We start from the raw sequence: 16,440 nt of genomic DNA on the forward strand, positions 1-16,440 counted from the left end.
GAGCTATGCTGCGCATCCAAGAGGCCATTGTGGTGGAGGGCCGCTACGACAAAAACACCCTGTCCCAGGTGGTGGACACCCTGATTCTGGAGACGGCGGGCTTCGGCATCTTCAAAAACCCGGAGCAGATGGCCCTGCTGCGCCGGGCGGCCCAGCGACGGGGGCTCATCGTCCTCACCGACTCGGACGGGGCAGGCTTCGTCATCCGCAACCGCATCCGGGGGGCCATCCCCGCCGCCCAGGTGAAGCACGCCTACATCCCCGACGTGTACGGCAAGGAGCGGCGCAAGCGCCGCCCGGGGAAGGAGGGCAAGCTGGGGGTGGAAGGAATGCCGCCCCAGGTGCTGGAGGAGGTGCTGCGCCGGGCCGGGGCCACCTTTTTGGGGGAGGGCGCCGAAGAAAAGCCGGAGGAGCCGCCCCTCACTAAGGCGGACCTGATGGCCGCCGGGCTTACCGGCGGTGCGGACAGCGCCGGGCGGCGGAAGGCTCTTTTGAAGGAACTGGAGCTGCCCGAGCACATGAGTGCCAACGCCCTGCTGGCTGTCCTCAATGGCTGTTATAGTCGAGAAGAAGCCAGGGACATTCTGAAGTTGACATAAAAAAGCTGCGGCCATTGGCCGCAGCTTTTTTATGTTCTAAGACGGGTCAGCCGGTTACCATGGTGGAGAGCAGATCCAAGTGATCGGTGAGGTCCTCCATGCCGCCATAGTGGAACACTGCCACCCGCCCGCCCTTGCCCAGAGCCAGCCCCTGCCAGATGCCGTCAGGTTCCGTGGCCAGAATGACGAAATCCAGGCCGGGGTAACTGAGTTCCTCGTAGGTCCAGTACAGGTTGACCGCCCGGTCATGGTCCATCTGGGATTTTGCCACCGGCCGGGCCAGAGCGGGAATGGTCAGATGAAAGTAGGTCATATCCAGCCAAGGGGAGTAGCGGTAGGTTCCGTCTTTCGGATTGGGCGAATATCCTTTGTAGTCTCCATCGGCCGCCTCGCAAGCGTCCTGGGTGACAGAGTACCATACAGGAGAGAGGAGGGAAAGGTGATTTTCCGCCTTGTTTTCGTCCTCGTGGAAGGAGGAGTCACCGAACACCTCCTGAGAGCTGACAAGCTCCATCTGCTCCAGCTCCTGAAGGGAAATATAGGGCCGGGTGAAGTCCTCCACGGGGACGGTGAACTGTCCACGATTGCTTAGAAGCATCACGATCCACCCTACCAGCAGAATGGGAATGAGAATGAGGGTGATTTTATGCTCCCGTGCCATGGTGCGGCTGGGTCCAGGGGAGGGGGGAGGCGGCAAGCCTTCCTTCAACGCCCGGCAGGTCTTTGCCAAAATGCGCCGGTCCCGGCGCTCATGTCTCCAGGAAACAAACATTACCACCATTGTCATCAGGAATATGGGATTGCACAGCTCCAACAGAATCAGCGGCAGCTTTGCTAAGCGGTCGGGCTGCACATCGTATTTACTCGGAAAGAAGAAGGCCCACGCCAGCAGCATGCCTATCATGGACCAGAGCAGGATTTCGAACTGGCGGTAGCGCTGTACCCGCTTCTCCAGCCGCTCCAGAGACAGTCCCCGGCTCTGGTGGTCGGTGTAGAGGTCCGGTGCCTCCGGGTCGGTGGTATAAAAGAGAAAGTAGGCACGCCCCACGGTGAGGGCGTACTCCCACCCTGCCTGGTGGTAGAGCTCCAACTGCTCCTCCGATGGACTGGTGCCCATTTTACCCCAGGGCTCCAGGCGAAAGCGGGTGCCCGGCACCCCGGTGGGCTCAAAGGTAGCCCAGGCATCCAGAAAGACAGGGAACAGCCCGTGGTTTGCCTGGTCCTCCAGCCAGGCCTCGATGCCCGGAATGTCATAGACGGAGAGAGGGAGAAGTTTTCGTGTCGTTTTCATGGTAAGCTCCTTTCCGCAGTGTGTGAAAAGGGAAACTGCTTAACATCTCACAGGTGTCTTGCACTCAGGGGCGGACCATGGCAGCAATCTCCTCCAGGTGGTCACTGAGGTTGCCCTGGCCGGTGTAGCGGATCACCGCCGTCCGGCCGTTCAGAGCGGCAGCGGCAATCTGGAACCGGCCGTTTTCTTCCCGGGCCACAGCCAGGTAGTCAAGCCCCTGGCCGGGGTACTGGGTGATGGCCCAGGTGCGTTCCTCGTCCTCCGGCGCGGCCCACCAGATGTTGTCCTCCAGCCGGGTGGCGGCCTGGAGCTGTTCCTGAGCCAGAGGCCGGGCCAGGAAGGGGAGAGCCAGGTCATACCACTGAATTTCCAGGCGGGTCCACTGGCCGTCTGCGCTCCACTTCCCGGTCTCCACTACCTCCCATTGGCGCCAGCACAGCAGATAGTGCTCCTGCCGGCTGAAATTGGCGTAATCCGTGCCGCCGGACACATAGGCGTCGGGCTGATAGTCCGGGCCCTCCAGACTGGCCAGGGACAGCGGGGTGAAGTCCTGCACCGCGTTCAGGGGTTGTACGCCGCCTCCGGTGAAGGGGAGAATGTAGTTCCCCACAATCAGGACAAGCAGAACAATGAGGGAAACCAGAAAAGCGGGGATAGCCCAGGGCCGCCGGCGGGGATAGACCGCCCGGTGCTCCAGAGGGATGCCCTCTTTCAGCCGCCGGACCGTGGTAGAGAGCAGGCTCAAGTCCGGGATGGAGACCATAAGCTGGGCGATAACCCAGAGCTCCAGCAGAGCCAGAGGAAGAACAGAGGTCTCCACTAGACTAAGAACCGGTGTACCCTCGCCCAGCAGGAGGTAGCCGGTGAAGGCCAGGACGAGCAGGGCCAGCAGCAGATTTGCCACAAACCCGTTCCGGGCCGACTGGTAGAGCTTCCGCCACTGAGTTTCCTGCAGCTCTGGGTCGGTGTGGAGCTCCGGAGCGTCGGGATTCCGGGTGGAAAAGATGAGCATGGAGCGGTTGACCTCGTCCACGCAGTCCCAGCCGAACTGCTCATAGAGCTCCAGCATGGACTGGGGCAGCTCGTCGTCCAGAACACGGCGGTGAGGCTCCAGGCGGTAGTGCACCTCACCCGGCTCGCCACGCTCAAAGGTGCAGAACAGGGGACGGAATTTCTTTAAGTACAGCCCCCGCCGGGCCATGTCCTCCAGCCAGCTCTCTACCCCGGCGATGTCGTACTCCCGCACCGGGGTCAGTTTATAGACGCGTTTCATAAAGGAGCTCCTTTCTTATGCTTGTTCCGTCAGCCGCTGGACCAGGAGAGCTAAAGCAGTATCTCCATTTACTGCCCCGTCGCAGTTAAGGACAAATACCCGGTCTTCCGCCAGCCCGATGTAGACCATGTTGGGGTGCGTCTCGTCAGAGAACTGGTAGACAAAGCGGGTCAGAGCGTCCAGACCGGGGTAGGCGAGCTCCTCTTCCTGGGTAAAATCGTAGGCATTTGGGGAATTGGTGTGAAAAATGGAGGCATTTTCCTCCCAGTTGATGCGGCGCTCCTCCAGAGAGTGGCGGTGTGCCGTCACCCGTCCCCGGTAAATGGCCTGAGCCAGGGCAGGGGAGGCGGCCCGGACCGACTCCTGATAGAGCCTGGAATCCATCCTTGTCCCGTCTGCCAGAGTCACCATTCCGCCCTGAGCCACATCATACTGCTCCGGGGCCAGGAGAGAATGGTCAAAGGAGTCAATGTGAAGCAGTTCCTGGTTGCTGTAGATTCGCAGGTTCGTATCGGGGGGCAGCGTCTCCTCCAACGTCACATGGGGGAAATTCCACTCTTCCGGGCCGGACAGTGTCTTGCTGTGAAGTACGCCGGATGTGCCGAGGTACACCAAAAACAGAACCAACACACTTACTGTAATGGCAGACAGCAGAAATCCCACAAACTCCGGGTAGCGTCGGGCTTTGGATGTGGGCCACTCGCCTTGGCGCAGGCAAGCCCGGGTTTTTCGAATTCCCAGAAAGGTGCCAATGCCGTTGAAAACGGCCTGCAGCGCCAGAATCAGGAGAATTCCGTAGAGCGGAATGAGAATTTCCGCCCGGAAAATCAGATTCATCAAAAACTCCTCCGGCCAGCGGAATAACAAAGGCCACTCATTTCGGAAGAGGAAAACAAACCACACCACCCAGAATATCATGCTTGCCAAAGTCCAGCGAAGCTGCTTTTTCATCGCCCAGGCCAGGCTCTCTGGGTCGGTATAAAGGTCCTGTGCTTCTGGGTCGTCGCAGCGGTAGACAGCATAGAGCTTCCCAATGCGGTCTACATAGTGCCAGCCAAATTCACGGTAGTTGGCCGCCCGCTCCCGAAGCTCTAGCTCTCCAATCCGCTCGCCGATGGGGTCCAGGCAATAGCGGGCTTGCGCCGCTGCCGGGTCCTTCCGGAAGAGAGCTCTGCCGATGAAAAAGTGCCCCGGCCAACGCTCCAGCGTGTATCCCTTCCGGGCCAGCTCATTGAGCCAGCCCTGTAATCCGGCAAAATCCCACAGTGCGCAAGGGACGAATTTCTTCACCAAAGTGTCATCCCGTTTCATCGCAAAGTCCTCCTTTTAAAGGCCCTCCAGCATGTCGGCAAAGTGTTCCAGATGCGCAGTCAGATCCTGCTCGCCGTAGTAGTCGGCAAAGAGGACGGTATTTCCCCGGCGTAGGATAAAGATTCCGCCGGGCAGAAACACCCGTTTTTCGCCGGCAATTTCGCTGATATGGGTCCAGCCCTCACGGGGTGCGTAGTAGATTTCATCCAGCCCGTAGTCGGAAGGGAGCACCTCATAGTCTCCGGAGTTGTTAATTTCCTGGCGGCTCCACTCTTCAGCCCGTATTTCCGCCAGCAGTTCCAGGGGGTAGCGGACGATGGAGATTTCCAGGCGGGGAACGTCGTAGGGGCTCTGATCCTGGCGGAAGGAGCCATACTGCCGGAAATACCAATGTTCCGGGTCCAGCAGGGTACCGCCGTGGGAGATGTAGTCTGGGTTATACAAGAAGTCTCCGGAGAGGCGGAAATCTTCTCCCTCGATGTCAGTGAGGGTGACAAAGCCGGAGCCCTCCAGGTCGTAGGGACGATAGTCTGTACCGGAAAAGAGCTGCACGGTATTGATGAGTACCGGCAGCAGTACCAACAGGCCCACTGCCAGCAGCCAGCCCACCCCCCGGTGTCCACGTGCCTTGCCGCCGCTGCGTACCGCCCGGCGGTAGCGCATCAGGTGGCCGAGCCCCAGCAGATAGGACAGGTCAATGAGCAGAAAGCCCAGCGCGGCCAGCAGGAAGGGGATGGTAGTGCCGTTGGACAGCGTCTCAACTGGGTAGTACTGAAGCCACAGCAGGTCAATCTCCCAGGGCGCGCCCCGCCAGTAGAGCCCCAGCAGCAGGACGTTGGCCAGCAGGAGCAGCACGCCGCCCACCAACTTCTGGCGGAAGAACTTCTTCAGTGCATAGTCCAGGGTGTCCGGGTCGGTGTGGGCCCGGGCCTCCAGGTCGGGGGAAGCGTAGACGTAGAAGCTGCCCCGGAACATGCCCCAGTACTGCCAGCCTGCTTCCTCATAGATGGCGTTCAGCTCCGGGTTCTCATCCGTGCTGCCCTGGATAGGCTCCAGATGGACCTGCACCGTCCGGGCCTCGTCATGGTCAAAGAAGCTCAGCGGTCCCGTAGTCATGGTAAAGCGAAATCCCTTTGCGGCCATGGCTGCCAGCCAGCTCTCCAGACCGGGAATATCAAAGCCTCCAAAGGGGGTAACGCGGATTGTGGTCTTGCTCATGACAGCTCCTCCTCTCCGTCCCGGACACAGGCGCGCAGCCGCTCCAGCTCCTCCTGATAGGCCTCCCGGCCTTTCTGGGTGATGCGGTAGGTGCGCTTGCGTCCGTCCACCTCGGTCTCCTCAATGAGCCCTCCGTCCAGAAACTTGCCCAGCAGGGTATAGAGGGTGCCGGGGCCCAGGCGCACCCGGCCGTTGGTCTTTTGTTCCACAAATTCCGTGATATCAATGCCGCACATATCCCGGCGCAGGAAGGACATCAGAACATAAAACATGGGTTCTGTCAGCGCACCGCGCTCCTTTCCGCCCATAGACAAGCCCTCCTTCCATAAAATCGCTTTATAATATCGTCTAACGATATTATAATCCGAGATTAAAAAACTGTCAATAGAGACGGGAAAAGAGCGGGGACAATCGACAGCCTTTGCGCCTCCCGATTGTGACCACTTTTTCCAGGCCAAGCTTTTATAATGGGAACGGTTGATTTGGGACGGTCTCTGGCAGGCTAGATGAGGGGAGGCGGCAGTGTGACCGTTATCTATGTAGACACTCTGTTTCTGCTCAACGCCATCATCGACTACCTGCTGCTGCTGTCCGCCGCCCGGCTGGCGGGGGAGCCCCTGCGGCGGCTGCGCTTTGCTCTGGGTGCGGTGCTGGGTGGGCTGCACGCCGTGGCCCTCTTCCTGCCGGGACTGGGCTTCCTCAGCCGTCCCCTGTGTCGGCTGGCATCGGCCCTCCTCATGCTACTCATCGCCTACGGCGGGAGCCGCCGCCTGCTGCGTCAGGGGCTGCTGTTTCTTCTGCTCACCTGCGCATTGGGGGGCGGGGTGGTCGCCATCGGTCTGCTGGGCCAAGGGGGGCTGACCCTGGGCAACGGGGTCTTTTACTCCGGCCTGGATTTGAAGACCGTTCTGCTGTCTGCCGCGGTGTGTTACGGGGTGCTGACGGTGGTGTTTCGCCGTCTGGCCGCCCACACCACCCTGTCCGGGGAGCTGGTGGGGGTGCATTTGTACCTGGCGGGGCGAACGCTGGAACTCGCTGCCTTGGTGGACACGGGCAACACCCTTACCGATCCGGTATCCGGCCAGCCGGTGATGGTGGCGGAAGGGGAGCGGCTGCGGGATCTGTTTCCCAGCGGGCACCGGCCCGGAGCAGCGGACCTTCTGGACCCGGCGGGAGGGATGGCCCGGCTGGGGACAGGGGAGTGGCAGGGACGGTTCCGCCTGCTGCCCTACCGAAGTGTGGGGACAGACCGTGGACTGCTGCTGGCCGTGCGGGTGGATGAGGCAATTTGCGGCGGCTGCCGGCAGGGCCCAATGCTGGTGGCGCTTTCCCCTACGCCGGTGTCGGACGGCGGAGGCTATGGAGCGTTGATTGGGCCGATGAACAGGAGGAATGAGCGACGTGAAGGGAATTTGTGTTCCAATGAGAGATCGGGTGGAGGCGCTGCTCCAGTTTTTCGGACTGATTCTGCCCGGAAAGGTGATGTATATCGGCGGCAGCGATACCCTGCCGCTTCCGCTGAGCCGGGAGGAGGAGAGTGAGCTCATTGCCCGCCTGGAACAGGGTGACCGCGAGGCCCGAAACCGCCTCATTGAACACAACCTGCGTCTGGTGGCTTACATCGCCCGCCGCTTTGAGAATACCGGCATCAACATAGAGGATCTCATTTCCATCGGCACCATCGGTCTTATCAAGGCGGTGGGGACCTATCAGCCTGCCAAGAGCATCAAGCTGGCCACCTACGCCAGCCGCTGCATTGAGAACGAGATCCTCATGCACCTGCGGAAGACCTCCAACCAGAAGACGGAGCTCTCCTTTGACGAGCCGCTGAACACCGACTGGGACGGCAATGAGTTGCTTCTGTCTGACATTCTGGGCACCGAGGGAGACCTGGTAATGCGGCCCATTGAGGCGGATGTGGACCGGCAGCTGCTGCAGAAGGCTATGGACCGGCTTTCGGCCCGGGAGCGCACCATCATCACCCTGCGCTTCGGCCTGGATGGACGAAGAGAGTGCACCCAGAAGGAGGTAGCCGACCAGTTGGGGATCTCCCAATCCTACATCTCCCGGCTGGAGAAGCGCATCATTGCCCGGCTGAAAAAGGAAATCATCCGAATGATGTAGCGAATTTGTTCTTTTTCAGAAAAAACTGGTCAAACTGGCCGGAGTATGATAAACTAATCTGCCGGTGCTTATCGTTTTGCGGGAGAGGATGCTAAAGGCACCCTCTCCCGCTTTGCGAAAGATGAGAGGAAAGAGAAGTGATGCTTGGTGTACATGGCGTTTGCAAACCTGATCGGTGAGATCAACAACCTGATGTATAGCTTTGTGCTGATTATTCTGCTGCTGGGGGTAGGACTTTATTTTACCATCCGGACCCGTCTGGTCCAGCTGCGGATGCTGCCGGAGTCCATCCGCGTGGTGGGGGAGAAGTCCGGCGGCAAGAATTCCATCTCCGCCTTTGAGGCTCTGATGGTGTCCACCGCCAGCCGGGTGGGTACCGGCAACATTGTGGGTGTGGCGGGAGCCATCTGCATCGGCGGCTACGGAGCGGTGTTCTGGATGTGGCTGATCGCCATCATCGGCGGCGCCTCCGCCTTTGTGGAGAGCACTCTGGCCCAGATTTATAAGGTGCGGGACAAGCAGGGGGGCAGCTACGGCGGTCCGTCCTACTATATTCAGGCGGCCCTGAACAGCCGCTTGCTGGGTGTTATCTTTGCTGTGGTACTGATTTTCACCTACGCCGGCGGATTTAATATGCTGGCCTCCTTCAACCTGATTGCTACCATGAAGGGATATGCCTTCTACCAACAGGTTAACGTGCCGATCATTGGCGGCGCCATTCTGGCGGTGCTGGTTGCCATCTGCATTCTGGGCGGTGGCAAGAAGCTGGTGAAAGTTACCGGGGTTCTGGTTCCGGTGATGGGCGTTTTGTATATCCTTATGGCTCTGGTGGTTATGGTAATCAATCTGGAGCTGCTGCCCCAGGTGTTCAAGGCCATCTTTGTGGGGGCCTTTGATTTTGAGGCCATTTTCGGCGGTTTTGCCGGTTCCGCAGTGATGCAGGGCATCAAGCGCGGCCTCTTCTCCAACGAGGCAGGCGTGGGTTCTGCCCCCAACGCCGCCGCTGCCGCTGACGTGTCCCACCCGGTGAAGCAGGGGCTGGTTCAGATGCTGTCTGTGTTTATTGACACGATTCTGGTATGTTCCGCCACTGCCATGATGTGTCTGTGCTCCGGTGTGGCCCCCGATCCCGCCATGTCGGACGGTGCTTCCTATGTCCAGGCGGCTCTGAGCACCGTCTTTGGTCCTGTGGGTCCCTACTTCATCACGGTAGCCATGCTGCTGTTTGCCTTTACTACCCTGTTGGGCAACCTCTTTTACTGCGAGGGCTGCCTCAACTACATTGCCGGACGGACCCTGAACAAGGGACCTTTGACGGTATTCCGGGTTGCCGCCGCACTGGTGGTGTTCCTGGGGGCGCAAATGGAGTTGAGCCTGGTATGGAACATCGCGGAAGTGCTCATGGGACTGATGGCGCTTATCAACCTGCCGGTCATTGTCCTGCTGGGCGGGACGGCCATGAAATGCCTGGAAGACTATACCCGCCAGAAGCGGGAAGGACAGAACCCGGTATTCCGGGCCGCCTCCATCGGGTTAAAGCAGAAAACTGATTTTTGGAATTAAAAAGAAACACCGGGAGCCAGACGGCTCCCGGTGTTTCTTTTTGCTTAAATAATTTGACGGAACAAGCCGTGCTGGGTGCAGTACCAGTACAGCTGCCCGTGCCCCCGTCGGGGCAGGCGAACCTGAAAGTCCCACTCCGGCCACCGCTTGAACATGGTGACCTGTTCTCCTGTGACCAGCGCGGCAAAGGAGAGGTAATGCTCCTTGTCCATAGGGTGGTCCGTGGTGAAAAACCACTCGTCCTCCACGGGTTCGACGTTCAGACGATGGGCCTCATCGGGCTTTTGGGGTGTCAGCGGTTCCAGTACTCTCCCACAGCAGGAGAGAGTGGGGGTTCCGGTGGCAGTGATGAGATTTCCGCACTGTGGACAGACATAAAAGCTTAGATTTCGCATGGTGCCTCCATCCGGGTCCTGCTCCTCCAGGGTTCCGGCCAGCAGCTGATCCAGAGGGATGCCCAACGCACGGGCCAGGCCGGGCAGGAGGGAGACATCCGGGCAGCCCAGGCCCGTCTCCCTTACTTAAAGAAACTTAGTCAATCTTGCCGACGAAGCGGAAGAAAATCTCAATTTCCTGCTCCCTGGTGCCGTCGGGGTTTTTGGTTGCTGTGTGGATTAGGATTTTTTCAACCAGCGTATTGAGCATCAAGGCGGTCAACTCTGTGGGGCGTGAGAATTGCTTGACCAGTTCTATCCACTGTTCAGCCCCGGAGACTTGTTCCTCGTTTTGCTTCAAATGATTTTTCAAGGCGGTAATCTTGGCCTCTAACTCATCTTGCTCCTGCTGGTACTTTTGGGACAGCATGGAAAAATTGCGTTCCGTGATCTTTTCACTTACCCTGTCCTCGTACAGCTTGGTAAATAGGGTGTCTAAATCCCGTTGCCGTTTTTCGGCTTTCTTCAAATCGGCGGCGGCTTTTCGGTTTGCGCTGTCCCTGTTTTTATCCCCGGTCTTTATCAGCCGTTGCAGTACGGTGTCCTCATGGTCCTGTACCTCCTTGGCCCAATATTGAACACGGGAGAGAACAAAGGCATATAGAACATCATAGCGGATATAGTGATTAGAACAAAGGCCCGTCCCCTGTCCGTACTGGCTACAAGTAAAATGACTGAATGGGTGACTGACGGTTTTGTTTGTACCGAAGCGCATAGACCAACCACAATCAGCACACTTGACAAGCCCGGCAAAAATCTGAGTTGTCTGGTTCTTCATGGAGCGGCGGCGGGAGACTATATGCTCCTGCACTCTGTCAAACACCTCACGGCTGATAATTGCCTCTTGGGTGTTCTCAATGCGTACCCACTCGCTGGGCGGCTTGCGGACCTTTTTCTTGTTCTTAAACGAGATATTGCTTTGCTTGTTGTGTACGCTGTTGCCAATGTAGGTTTCATCCTTCAAGATACTTTTTACCTGAGCGATAGTCCACATATAACGCTTGCTTTCCGGCTGGTCCTTAAAGATATGGGCAAATGTGCCGTATCTCTGGAAGTTGAGCCATGCGGGGGTGGGGACTTGTTCACTCACTAAATGCTTGGTAATCCGGGCGGCACCATCACCACGATAGGCCATATCAAAAATCTTCTCGACAATCCAGCGGGTCTCCTCGTCAATCAGCAGATGGCACTTATCGTCCGGGTCCTTGCGGTAGCCAATGGGAGCATAGGAAAAAACACGCTGTCCCCTGGCAAACTTGGCTTTGAGGGCGGCTTTGACCTTGCGGCTGGTGTCCTTGGCGAACCACTCATTGAACAGGTTTTTGAACGGGACGAAATCAGACATCCCCTTTTCGGTGTCCTCGTTGTCGGTAATGGCGATATAGCGAATACCACGGGCGGGAAAGTCAATCTCCAAATAGTGGTCCATCTGAATATGCTCACGGCCAAACCGGGACAGGTCCTTGGTGATGATACAATTTACTTTGCCACTGTCCACATCGTCCATCATGCGCTTAAAATCAGGGCGGTCAAAATTGGTGCCGCTCCAGCCATCATCCACATACTCGTCATAGACGGGAAAGCCCTGCTCCTGCACAAATTGATTGATGATGGTGCGCTGGGTCTCAATGCTCACGCTGTCACCGTAGTATTCATCGTCCCTGCTTAGACGCATATATAGGGCTGCTTGTATGGGTTGCTTCATAGTAAAAATAAACCTCCTTTGTATAGAAACAACCCCACGCTTATGGTTTTACTTCGCAATTATTATACCATAAATATGGTGATATTTCAATGAAATTACGCTGTTTTATCAATGTCTTCCTTCTTTTTATGGATTGCCATCTCCTCTATGAAGTCGGCAAAAGTTTTTCCCACAGATGGAAAATGCTCCGTAATTTTGATACGGTTTTTCCCCATCTGAAAATACTGCTGACCGTTCGGGGCGGTATATGTGTGGCCCTGTAGGCTGCTTATGTCATCGGGGGACATGGGGCATCATCTCCATTCGTTCAAAATAGATCGTCACATAATACGGACATTTGAGAGGGTGTTTGTCAGGGTATGGTGGGGAAAATTTTTGAGTGGGAGGGGCTTTGTCTGATTTCAGTATAAAACAAGGCCGTGGGGCTGGTAATGCCAATAGCGGCAAGGTTTGTTGCCATTTTAGAAACAGAAGTGAGAATGGTACACGGTACAGAAGTGCCCTAAAGGTAACACTTGCTTTAGGACACAGGATTGCACCGGAGTACACTAAATGCCTCCTACTAGATATGGGAGGCATCTGACCGGGCGGCACATGACGGGGGCCTTACAACTGACAAGAGGGCGGGCGGCAGCTTCGGCTTTCGCCTGCGCCGCTCGCTCGCCCCCTTGGTGTTGGCTTGGGGCCAACACGATTATGGGACCAATGGGGAATAGATGTGCCGCCCTCAGGGGCTGAGGGGACAAAAAAAGAGGCCCCCAGGTTGGGAGCCTCTGATTCTATAGGATGCCGTTTTGTGGGGAGTGTGCCGGTGGCGCCAAGGGCGCGGCTGGCTGTCATTACTATCCCTCCTTACTGGAAGAACTCACCTGTTTCTGGATTGTAGTAACCGCCTACATTGCTATCATCATTATTACCTATCATATCACCAAAATCGCTGTCATCTGTTAGAGTTTGATTACCACTAGTATGCCCAGGTGTTGGCTTAAAAACTGGGGCCCCAGAGCTACCAGAAGTACTGGAGCCACTTGATGTGCTGGGTTTGCTTGTTGATGTGCTTGGCTTACTAGTTGAGGTGCTGGGTTTGCTGGTTGAAGTTCCACTCGAGGTGCTGGGCTTGCTGGTACTTGTGCTTACCTGGGGCTTCGTGGTGCTTAAGTAACTGGAATTGATATATGCTTCCTTACCATTAAACTCTACTCGACTCCAACCTGCTGCAGCTCCGGTACCAGTTCCGGTACGCTTGATTGATTGGGCCTTGGTTAATGAACCCAACTTGTTGCTGCTAGCACTATAACTGGAACGAATGTTTACTGTCTCCGTGGCATACACCGTTTCATTACAATCATTGAATAACTTGACCTCTGGCTGTACCTGGGTCTGCTGACTGGTCTGAGTAGCCTGCTGAGTGGTGGTTTCCTCAACAGCTGGTGTCTGCTCCGGGTTTCCCTGGGTGGTTTGCGTGTTCTGCTCCACCTCGGGGGTGCTGGTGTCCACGGGCTGGGTAACTTCCGGGGTGCTGGTGTCCTGGGTGCTGTCAGCGGTGTTGTCATTGGAACCACCACAGGCGGTCAGGGTCAGGGCCAGTGAAAGAGACAAGCCCAATATCAAAGCCTTTTTCATTATGGTTTCCTCCTATGCCGTCACAGTGACGGCTTTTTTATTGCCTCTCAACGGTCCGGCCCGCTGGGGGTGGGATTGCTCCCGGTCCCCCGTTGGGCGTTCCCGCCGAGATAAATAAAAGCGGCGCAGGGCTGTATATTCCCTACACCGCATTGAGGTACGACACAAAGCCCATCACAACCACCTTGTAAATTAAATCCAAAGCGGCTATAATGAGAAAAGGCGTAGCGAAATGCTATTGTGTGGGAGGTCCCTTCTCCTGCATAGGGGCGTGGGGTGCTCGCAACACCTCACGTCCTGCCTCTATTTATCTCGATGAAACTATTTTACTCCAGAATGGGAAAGATTGCAAGGTCATTTGAAACGGTCCGAAAAGGGCCGTTTTTTGTTGTTCAGAGGGTGGCTGTGTGTGTGCCGGTGGCTGGGTGGCCCGCCACGGGTGGGGCCTGGATGCTATGCAGAAAGCTGGGTACAAGGCGGGGAATAAGGTTGGTTCCGCTCCATGGAATATCCCCGCCGTGGGTTTGGGTGGAGATGGGAAACTGGGCCCCGTGGGATATTCCGTCGCTGTGATCCCCTGCGGGGGATGAGTTTTTGCGGTGGGCCTGAGGGTGAAGTAAAAGCGTGGGGTTGTGGTCCACTTCTTTAACTATGGGAAAGGCCGCGTTCCCACTTGGAGACCGCCTGGTCGGTGATTCCCAGGACGCCGGCCAGCTGGCGCTGGGTCATACCCCGCTCGGTGCGCAGCATCCGGATAAGCAGTCCGATTTTTGTTTGATTCATAACGATCCCTCCCAGATGTCATTATGCCAAATGAGAACCGGGATTGCAACCAACGCACCGTTGACTGGAAAGGAAAAGAATTTGACAGTGGGGAGGAGATCGGGTAAACTGTTATAGTAAAATGAGGGCAGTATGGGGCTGTGGGAAGACGACCGGAGACCCGCTCTGAGGTCTCAAGTCCAGGGCTGCCCGCACTACCTCCAAACAGTTAGGGAGCAGCAATGATGAAACGAAATTCCAAAGTATCAACGGCCGTCATTCGGCGTTTGCCCCGGTATTACCGGCACCTGTCCGAGCTGCAGGAGACGGGAGTGGTCCGGATTTCCTCCAGCGCGCTGGGCAAGTCCATGGGCCTGACCGCCTCCCAGATCCGTCAGGATCTGTTCTGCTTCGGAGAATTTGGCCAGCAGGGGTATGGATATAAAGTGGATACGCTGAAAGAGGAAATCGGTGAAATCTTGGGCATTAACCGGGGACACACTGTGGTGGTGCTGGGTACCGGCAACCTTGGCCGGGCTATTATCGAGAATTTCCGCTTTTCCAGCAACGGCTTCCGGCTTCTGGCCGCCTTTGATGTAAATGAACAGGTGGTAGGTACAAAAATTGCCGGTGTGCCCGTCTATCATGCAGATGAGCTGGAAGCATTTCTGGCCAAAAATCCGGTGAGTGTGGGACTTCTGACGGTCCCCATTGCAGCGGCTCAGGAGATGGGCGACCGTCTGGTGGCCGCCGGTGTGCCGGGCATCTGGAATTTTACCAATTATGAGATCAGCTTTAACCCGGAACAGGTCGTGGTGGAGTCCGTGCACTTCTCCGATAGTCTGCTGGCATTGAATTACATGATCACCCAGCGGGAATTCGACCGGAAAACAGATGCTGGAGAGGAGTCCGTATGAAAAAGAAAGTCCTCCGGCTGGCAGTGACGGCCGGTGTTTTATTGGTTCTGGCCTGCGGGGCCTATGCGCTGTCCTCCGGAGACAGCCTTATCTCGCTGAGTTATCTGAACAACACCGTGATTCCCAGTGCTGTAAGTCAGGGTACCACTGCCGCCAATCAGAAGCTGCAGGAGGCCTACGACCAGGCCAAGAGTACTCTGGACGCCCTTCAGCAAGGCTATCTGGGGCAGAGCACCGGAACTTCAGGTAGTTACAGTACCTCCTTCCAGCCCAGAGAATGGAAGGGTGGTGATAAGGTGGAGCTGACCACTGGATCCGGACTGTTTGTGCTGTCTGGCACCGCGGTGGTCACCCACAACGGAGCCTTCATAGATGTGACAGAGGGCAGTGAGATCGCCTCCGGCAGCCGCCTTACCACCGGACACCGGTATCTGACGGGAGAGGATACCACCGCTTCCATTTCCGTCAGCTCCGGCGCGGCCCAGATGGGAGTCCAGGGCAGCTACACCTACACAGCCGGGAGCGGATCCGCCATCCCGTTTTATGATGTCAGTACGCAGGACTGGTTCTATACTCAGGTGTGCTACGCCTATGAAAACGGGCTCTTCTCCGGCGTGGATGCCACTCATTTCGGCCCCTATGAGGCCATGAACCGTGCCATGCTGATGACCGTGCTCTACCGCCTGGCCGGTTCGCCGGAGGATGAGCTGCTTTCGGCAGATGCCAGCTTCAGTGATGTGCCGGACTCGGCCTGGTACGCCGCTTACGTGAAGTGGGGCGCCGAGCAGGGGATTACCGCGGGAACTGGTCCTAACACCTTTGGCCCTGAATTGAAGGTGACGCGGGAGCAGATTGTGGTTCTGCTGCACAGCTTCGTGCGCAATTATCTGGGGCAGAGTGCAGACGCAAGAGCCGACCTGTCCGGCTATCAGGATTTGTCCCAGGCCAGCGTCTGGGCCCGGGATTCCTTTGCCTGGGCAGTGGCGGAGGGAATTGTTGGAAGTACCTCCTCCAGCACCCTGACCCTCAGCCCGCAGAACAGCGCCACCCGGGCCGAAGTTGCGGCCATGCTGCGCGTGTTTGCGGAAAAATTTACTGCTTAAAGCCGAACCCATTTTCAGCCTGTGCATATGATGGGGATGAGAAGGGCAAACAGCCCTCTTAAAACTTTCATAAAACAGGAGGTACTCATATGGGGTGCTGCAATAACGGTTTTGGCGGCGGCGGCTGTCTGTGGATCATCATTTTGATCATCATCCTTTGCTGCTGCTGCGGCGGGAACAGCTGGAGCGGCAATGGCTGCGGCAATAACTGCGGCTGCAACAACGGCTGCTGCTGAGAAGCAAGAGACTCCGGTGCGGGGCGTGAATTTCTTCACGCCCCGCACCTCTTTTTTTGCAGAAAGCCAGGTTGGGCTATTACGCCGGGAGGTGAAAAGAATCTTGCAATTTTGACAAGTTAGGTGTATGATAAACGACGCAAGCAAGACCGACGGCTTCAAATTTTGAAAAAAAGTTTGAATCCGGCGGGTTTTGTCGTGCGCCTGTGAATCGCAGGCGTCTGGGTGCGTTCCGCCCTGGGAAGGGCCGTTTGCTGTGCGCCCCCGCTTCCGGCAGGGGA

17 protein-coding genes are annotated in these 16,440 nt (G+C 57.0%); 7 read left to right on the forward strand and 10 right to left on the reverse strand.

The genetic code is table 11. The annotated features are described in order from the left end of the window. Positions 1 to 5: 5 nt before the first annotated feature. Positions 6 to 599 (forward strand): ribonuclease M5, encoded by a 594-nt coding sequence (locus AC3YUO_RS08785; protein ID WP_489962655.1) that lies wholly within the window; start codon positions 6 to 8, stop codon positions 597 to 599. 46 nt (positions 600 to 645) lie between these two features. On the opposite strand, the gene AC3YUO_RS08790 is transcribed toward AC3YUO_RS08785, so the two are convergent. From AC3YUO_RS08790 to AC3YUO_RS08810, 5 genes are all read right to left on the reverse strand, one after another. Beyond that, positions 646 to 1,890 carry a DUF2812 domain-containing protein gene (locus AC3YUO_RS08790; protein ID WP_489962656.1) on the reverse strand — a complete coding sequence of 415 codons (1,245 nt, stop codon included), beginning with the start codon at positions 1,888 to 1,890 and terminating at the stop codon, positions 646 to 648. A gap of 64 nt (positions 1,891 to 1,954) precedes the next feature. Continuing rightward, complete coding sequence (locus tag AC3YUO_RS08795) at positions 1,955 to 3,163, reverse strand: DUF2812 domain-containing protein (RefSeq protein WP_489962657.1); 1,209 nt, start codon at positions 3,161 to 3,163, stop codon at positions 1,955 to 1,957. Between the two features lie 15 nt (positions 3,164 to 3,178). Further along, positions 3,179 to 4,474 carry a DUF2812 domain-containing protein gene (locus AC3YUO_RS08800; protein WP_489962658.1) on the reverse strand — a complete coding sequence of 432 codons (1,296 nt, stop codon included), beginning with the start codon at positions 4,472 to 4,474 and terminating at the stop codon, positions 3,179 to 3,181. Positions 4,475 to 4,489: 15 nt separating this feature from the next. Continuing rightward, positions 4,490 to 5,692 carry a DUF2812 domain-containing protein gene (locus AC3YUO_RS08805; protein ID WP_489962659.1) on the reverse strand — a complete coding sequence of 401 codons (1,203 nt, stop codon included), beginning with the start codon at positions 5,690 to 5,692 and terminating at the stop codon, positions 4,490 to 4,492. Beyond that, a complete protein-coding gene (locus AC3YUO_RS08810) occupies positions 5,689 to 6,000 on the reverse strand; it encodes a PadR family transcriptional regulator (protein ID WP_489962660.1) in 312 nt (103 codons plus the stop codon). Before AC3YUO_RS08810 ends, AC3YUO_RS08805 begins: the two co-directional genes overlap by 4 nt. 216 nt (positions 6,001 to 6,216) lie before the next feature. Here AC3YUO_RS08810 and AC3YUO_RS08815 point away from each other — a divergent pair, with 216 nt between their 5' ends. The 3 genes from AC3YUO_RS08815 (at position 6,217) to AC3YUO_RS08825 (ending at position 9,379) form a co-directional block, all read left to right on the forward strand. After that, positions 6,217 to 7,233, forward strand: a complete 1,017-nt coding sequence (locus AC3YUO_RS08815; protein WP_489962661.1) for a sigma-E processing peptidase SpoIIGA — start codon at positions 6,217 to 6,219, stop codon at positions 7,231 to 7,233. Beyond that, positions 7,175 to 7,816: an RNA polymerase sporulation sigma factor SigE gene (gene sigE / locus AC3YUO_RS08820; protein WP_489962722.1), complete on the forward strand. Its 642-nt coding sequence runs from the start codon at positions 7,175 to 7,177 to the stop codon at positions 7,814 to 7,816. The genes AC3YUO_RS08815 and sigE overlap by 59 nt, the downstream gene beginning before the upstream one ends. Before the next feature lie 153 nt (positions 7,817 to 7,969). Further along, entirely contained in the window at positions 7,970 to 9,379 is a 1,410-nt protein-coding gene (locus tag AC3YUO_RS08825) for an alanine/glycine:cation symporter family protein (RefSeq protein WP_489962662.1), read from the forward strand. Positions 9,380 to 9,423: 44 nt separating this feature from the next. Here AC3YUO_RS08825 and AC3YUO_RS08830 read toward each other — a convergent pair whose 3' ends face one another. The 5 genes from AC3YUO_RS08830 to AC3YUO_RS08850 all read right to left on the reverse strand — a co-directional run bounded on the left by AC3YUO_RS08830 (position 9,424) and on the right by AC3YUO_RS08850 (position 13,924). Next, a complete protein-coding gene (locus tag AC3YUO_RS08830; protein WP_489962663.1) occupies positions 9,424 to 9,840 on the reverse strand; it encodes a helix-turn-helix domain-containing protein in 417 nt (138 codons plus the stop codon). A 70-nt stretch (positions 9,841 to 9,910) separates the two neighbouring features. Beyond that, positions 9,911 to 11,518: a recombinase family protein gene (locus AC3YUO_RS08835; RefSeq protein ID WP_489962664.1), complete on the reverse strand. Its 1,608-nt coding sequence runs from the start codon at positions 11,516 to 11,518 to the stop codon at positions 9,911 to 9,913. 95 nt (positions 11,519 to 11,613) lie between these two features. Next, positions 11,614 to 11,805, reverse strand: coding sequence for a hypothetical protein (locus tag AC3YUO_RS08840; RefSeq protein ID WP_489962665.1), 192 nt, complete (start codon positions 11,803 to 11,805; stop codon positions 11,614 to 11,616). Between the two features lie 565 nt (positions 11,806 to 12,370). Continuing rightward, the gene (locus AC3YUO_RS08845; protein WP_489962666.1) at positions 12,371 to 13,141 is read right to left on the reverse strand and encodes an SH3 domain-containing protein; all 771 of its coding nucleotides are present in this window, start codon (positions 13,139 to 13,141) and stop codon (positions 12,371 to 12,373) included. Between the two features lie 645 nt (positions 13,142 to 13,786). Further along, positions 13,787 to 13,924 (reverse strand): helix-turn-helix transcriptional regulator, encoded by a 138-nt coding sequence (locus tag AC3YUO_RS08850; protein WP_489962667.1) that lies wholly within the window; start codon positions 13,922 to 13,924, stop codon positions 13,787 to 13,789. Between the two features lie 221 nt (positions 13,925 to 14,145). Between AC3YUO_RS08850 and AC3YUO_RS08855 the strand changes: the two genes are divergently transcribed. The 3 genes from AC3YUO_RS08855 to AC3YUO_RS08865 all read left to right on the forward strand — a co-directional run bounded on the left by AC3YUO_RS08855 (position 14,146) and on the right by AC3YUO_RS08865 (position 16,159). Then, on the forward strand, positions 14,146 to 14,820 hold the full coding sequence (locus tag AC3YUO_RS08855) for a redox-sensing transcriptional repressor Rex (protein WP_489962668.1): 675 nt from the start codon (positions 14,146 to 14,148) through the stop codon (positions 14,818 to 14,820). Beyond that, complete coding sequence (locus AC3YUO_RS08860; protein WP_489962669.1) at positions 14,817 to 15,923, forward strand: S-layer homology domain-containing protein; 1,107 nt, start codon at positions 14,817 to 14,819, stop codon at positions 15,921 to 15,923. The genes AC3YUO_RS08855 and AC3YUO_RS08860 overlap by 4 nt, the downstream gene beginning before the upstream one ends. An 89-nt stretch (positions 15,924 to 16,012) precedes the next feature. Continuing rightward, complete coding sequence (locus tag AC3YUO_RS08865; RefSeq protein ID WP_489962670.1) at positions 16,013 to 16,159, forward strand: hypothetical protein; 147 nt, start codon at positions 16,013 to 16,015, stop codon at positions 16,157 to 16,159. Positions 16,160 to 16,440 lie beyond the last annotated feature (281 nt).

This window comes from Pseudoflavonifractor sp. HNCC25GI2 (genome assembly GCF_058136395.1).

Bases quoted from the DNA above. Each gene is read 5' to 3' on its own strand.
- AC3YUO_RS08855 (WP_489962668.1), top strand. From the start codon at position 14,146: ATGATGAAACGAAATTCCAAAGTATCAACGGCCGTCATTCGGCGTTTG.
- AC3YUO_RS08795 (WP_489962657.1), bottom strand. From the start codon at position 3,163: ATGAAACGCGTCTATAAACTGACCCCGGTGCGGGAGTACGACATCGCC.
- AC3YUO_RS08785 (WP_489962655.1), top strand. From the start codon at position 6: ATGCTGCGCATCCAAGAGGCCATTGTGGTGGAGGGCCGCTACGACAAA.
- AC3YUO_RS08800 (WP_489962658.1), bottom strand. From the start codon at position 4,474: ATGAAACGGGATGACACTTTGGTGAAGAAATTCGTCCCTTGCGCACTG.
- AC3YUO_RS08825 (WP_489962662.1), top strand. From the start codon at position 7,970: ATGGCGTTTGCAAACCTGATCGGTGAGATCAACAACCTGATGTATAGC.
- AC3YUO_RS08835 (WP_489962664.1), bottom strand. From the start codon at position 11,518: ATGAAGCAACCCATACAAGCAGCCCTATATATGCGTCTAAGCAGGGAC.
- AC3YUO_RS08865 (WP_489962670.1), top strand. From the start codon at position 16,013: ATGGGGTGCTGCAATAACGGTTTTGGCGGCGGCGGCTGTCTGTGGATC.
- AC3YUO_RS08860 (WP_489962669.1), top strand. From the start codon at position 14,817: ATGAAAAAGAAAGTCCTCCGGCTGGCAGTGACGGCCGGTGTTTTATTG.
- AC3YUO_RS08845 (WP_489962666.1), bottom strand. From the start codon at position 13,141: ATGAAAAAGGCTTTGATATTGGGCTTGTCTCTTTCACTGGCCCTGACC.
- AC3YUO_RS08850 (WP_489962667.1), bottom strand. From the start codon at position 13,924: ATGAATCAAACAAAAATCGGACTGCTTATCCGGATGCTGCGCACCGAG.
- AC3YUO_RS08810 (WP_489962660.1), bottom strand. From the start codon at position 6,000: ATGGGCGGAAAGGAGCGCGGTGCGCTGACAGAACCCATGTTTTATGTT.
- AC3YUO_RS08805 (WP_489962659.1), bottom strand. From the start codon at position 5,692: ATGAGCAAGACCACAATCCGCGTTACCCCCTTTGGAGGCTTTGATATT.
- AC3YUO_RS08840 (WP_489962665.1), bottom strand. From the start codon at position 11,805: ATGTCCCCCGATGACATAAGCAGCCTACAGGGCCACACATATACCGCC.
- sigE (WP_489962722.1), top strand. From the start codon at position 7,175: ATGTATATCGGCGGCAGCGATACCCTGCCGCTTCCGCTGAGCCGGGAG.
- AC3YUO_RS08790 (WP_489962656.1), bottom strand. From the start codon at position 1,890: ATGAAAACGACACGAAAACTTCTCCCTCTCTCCGTCTATGACATTCCG.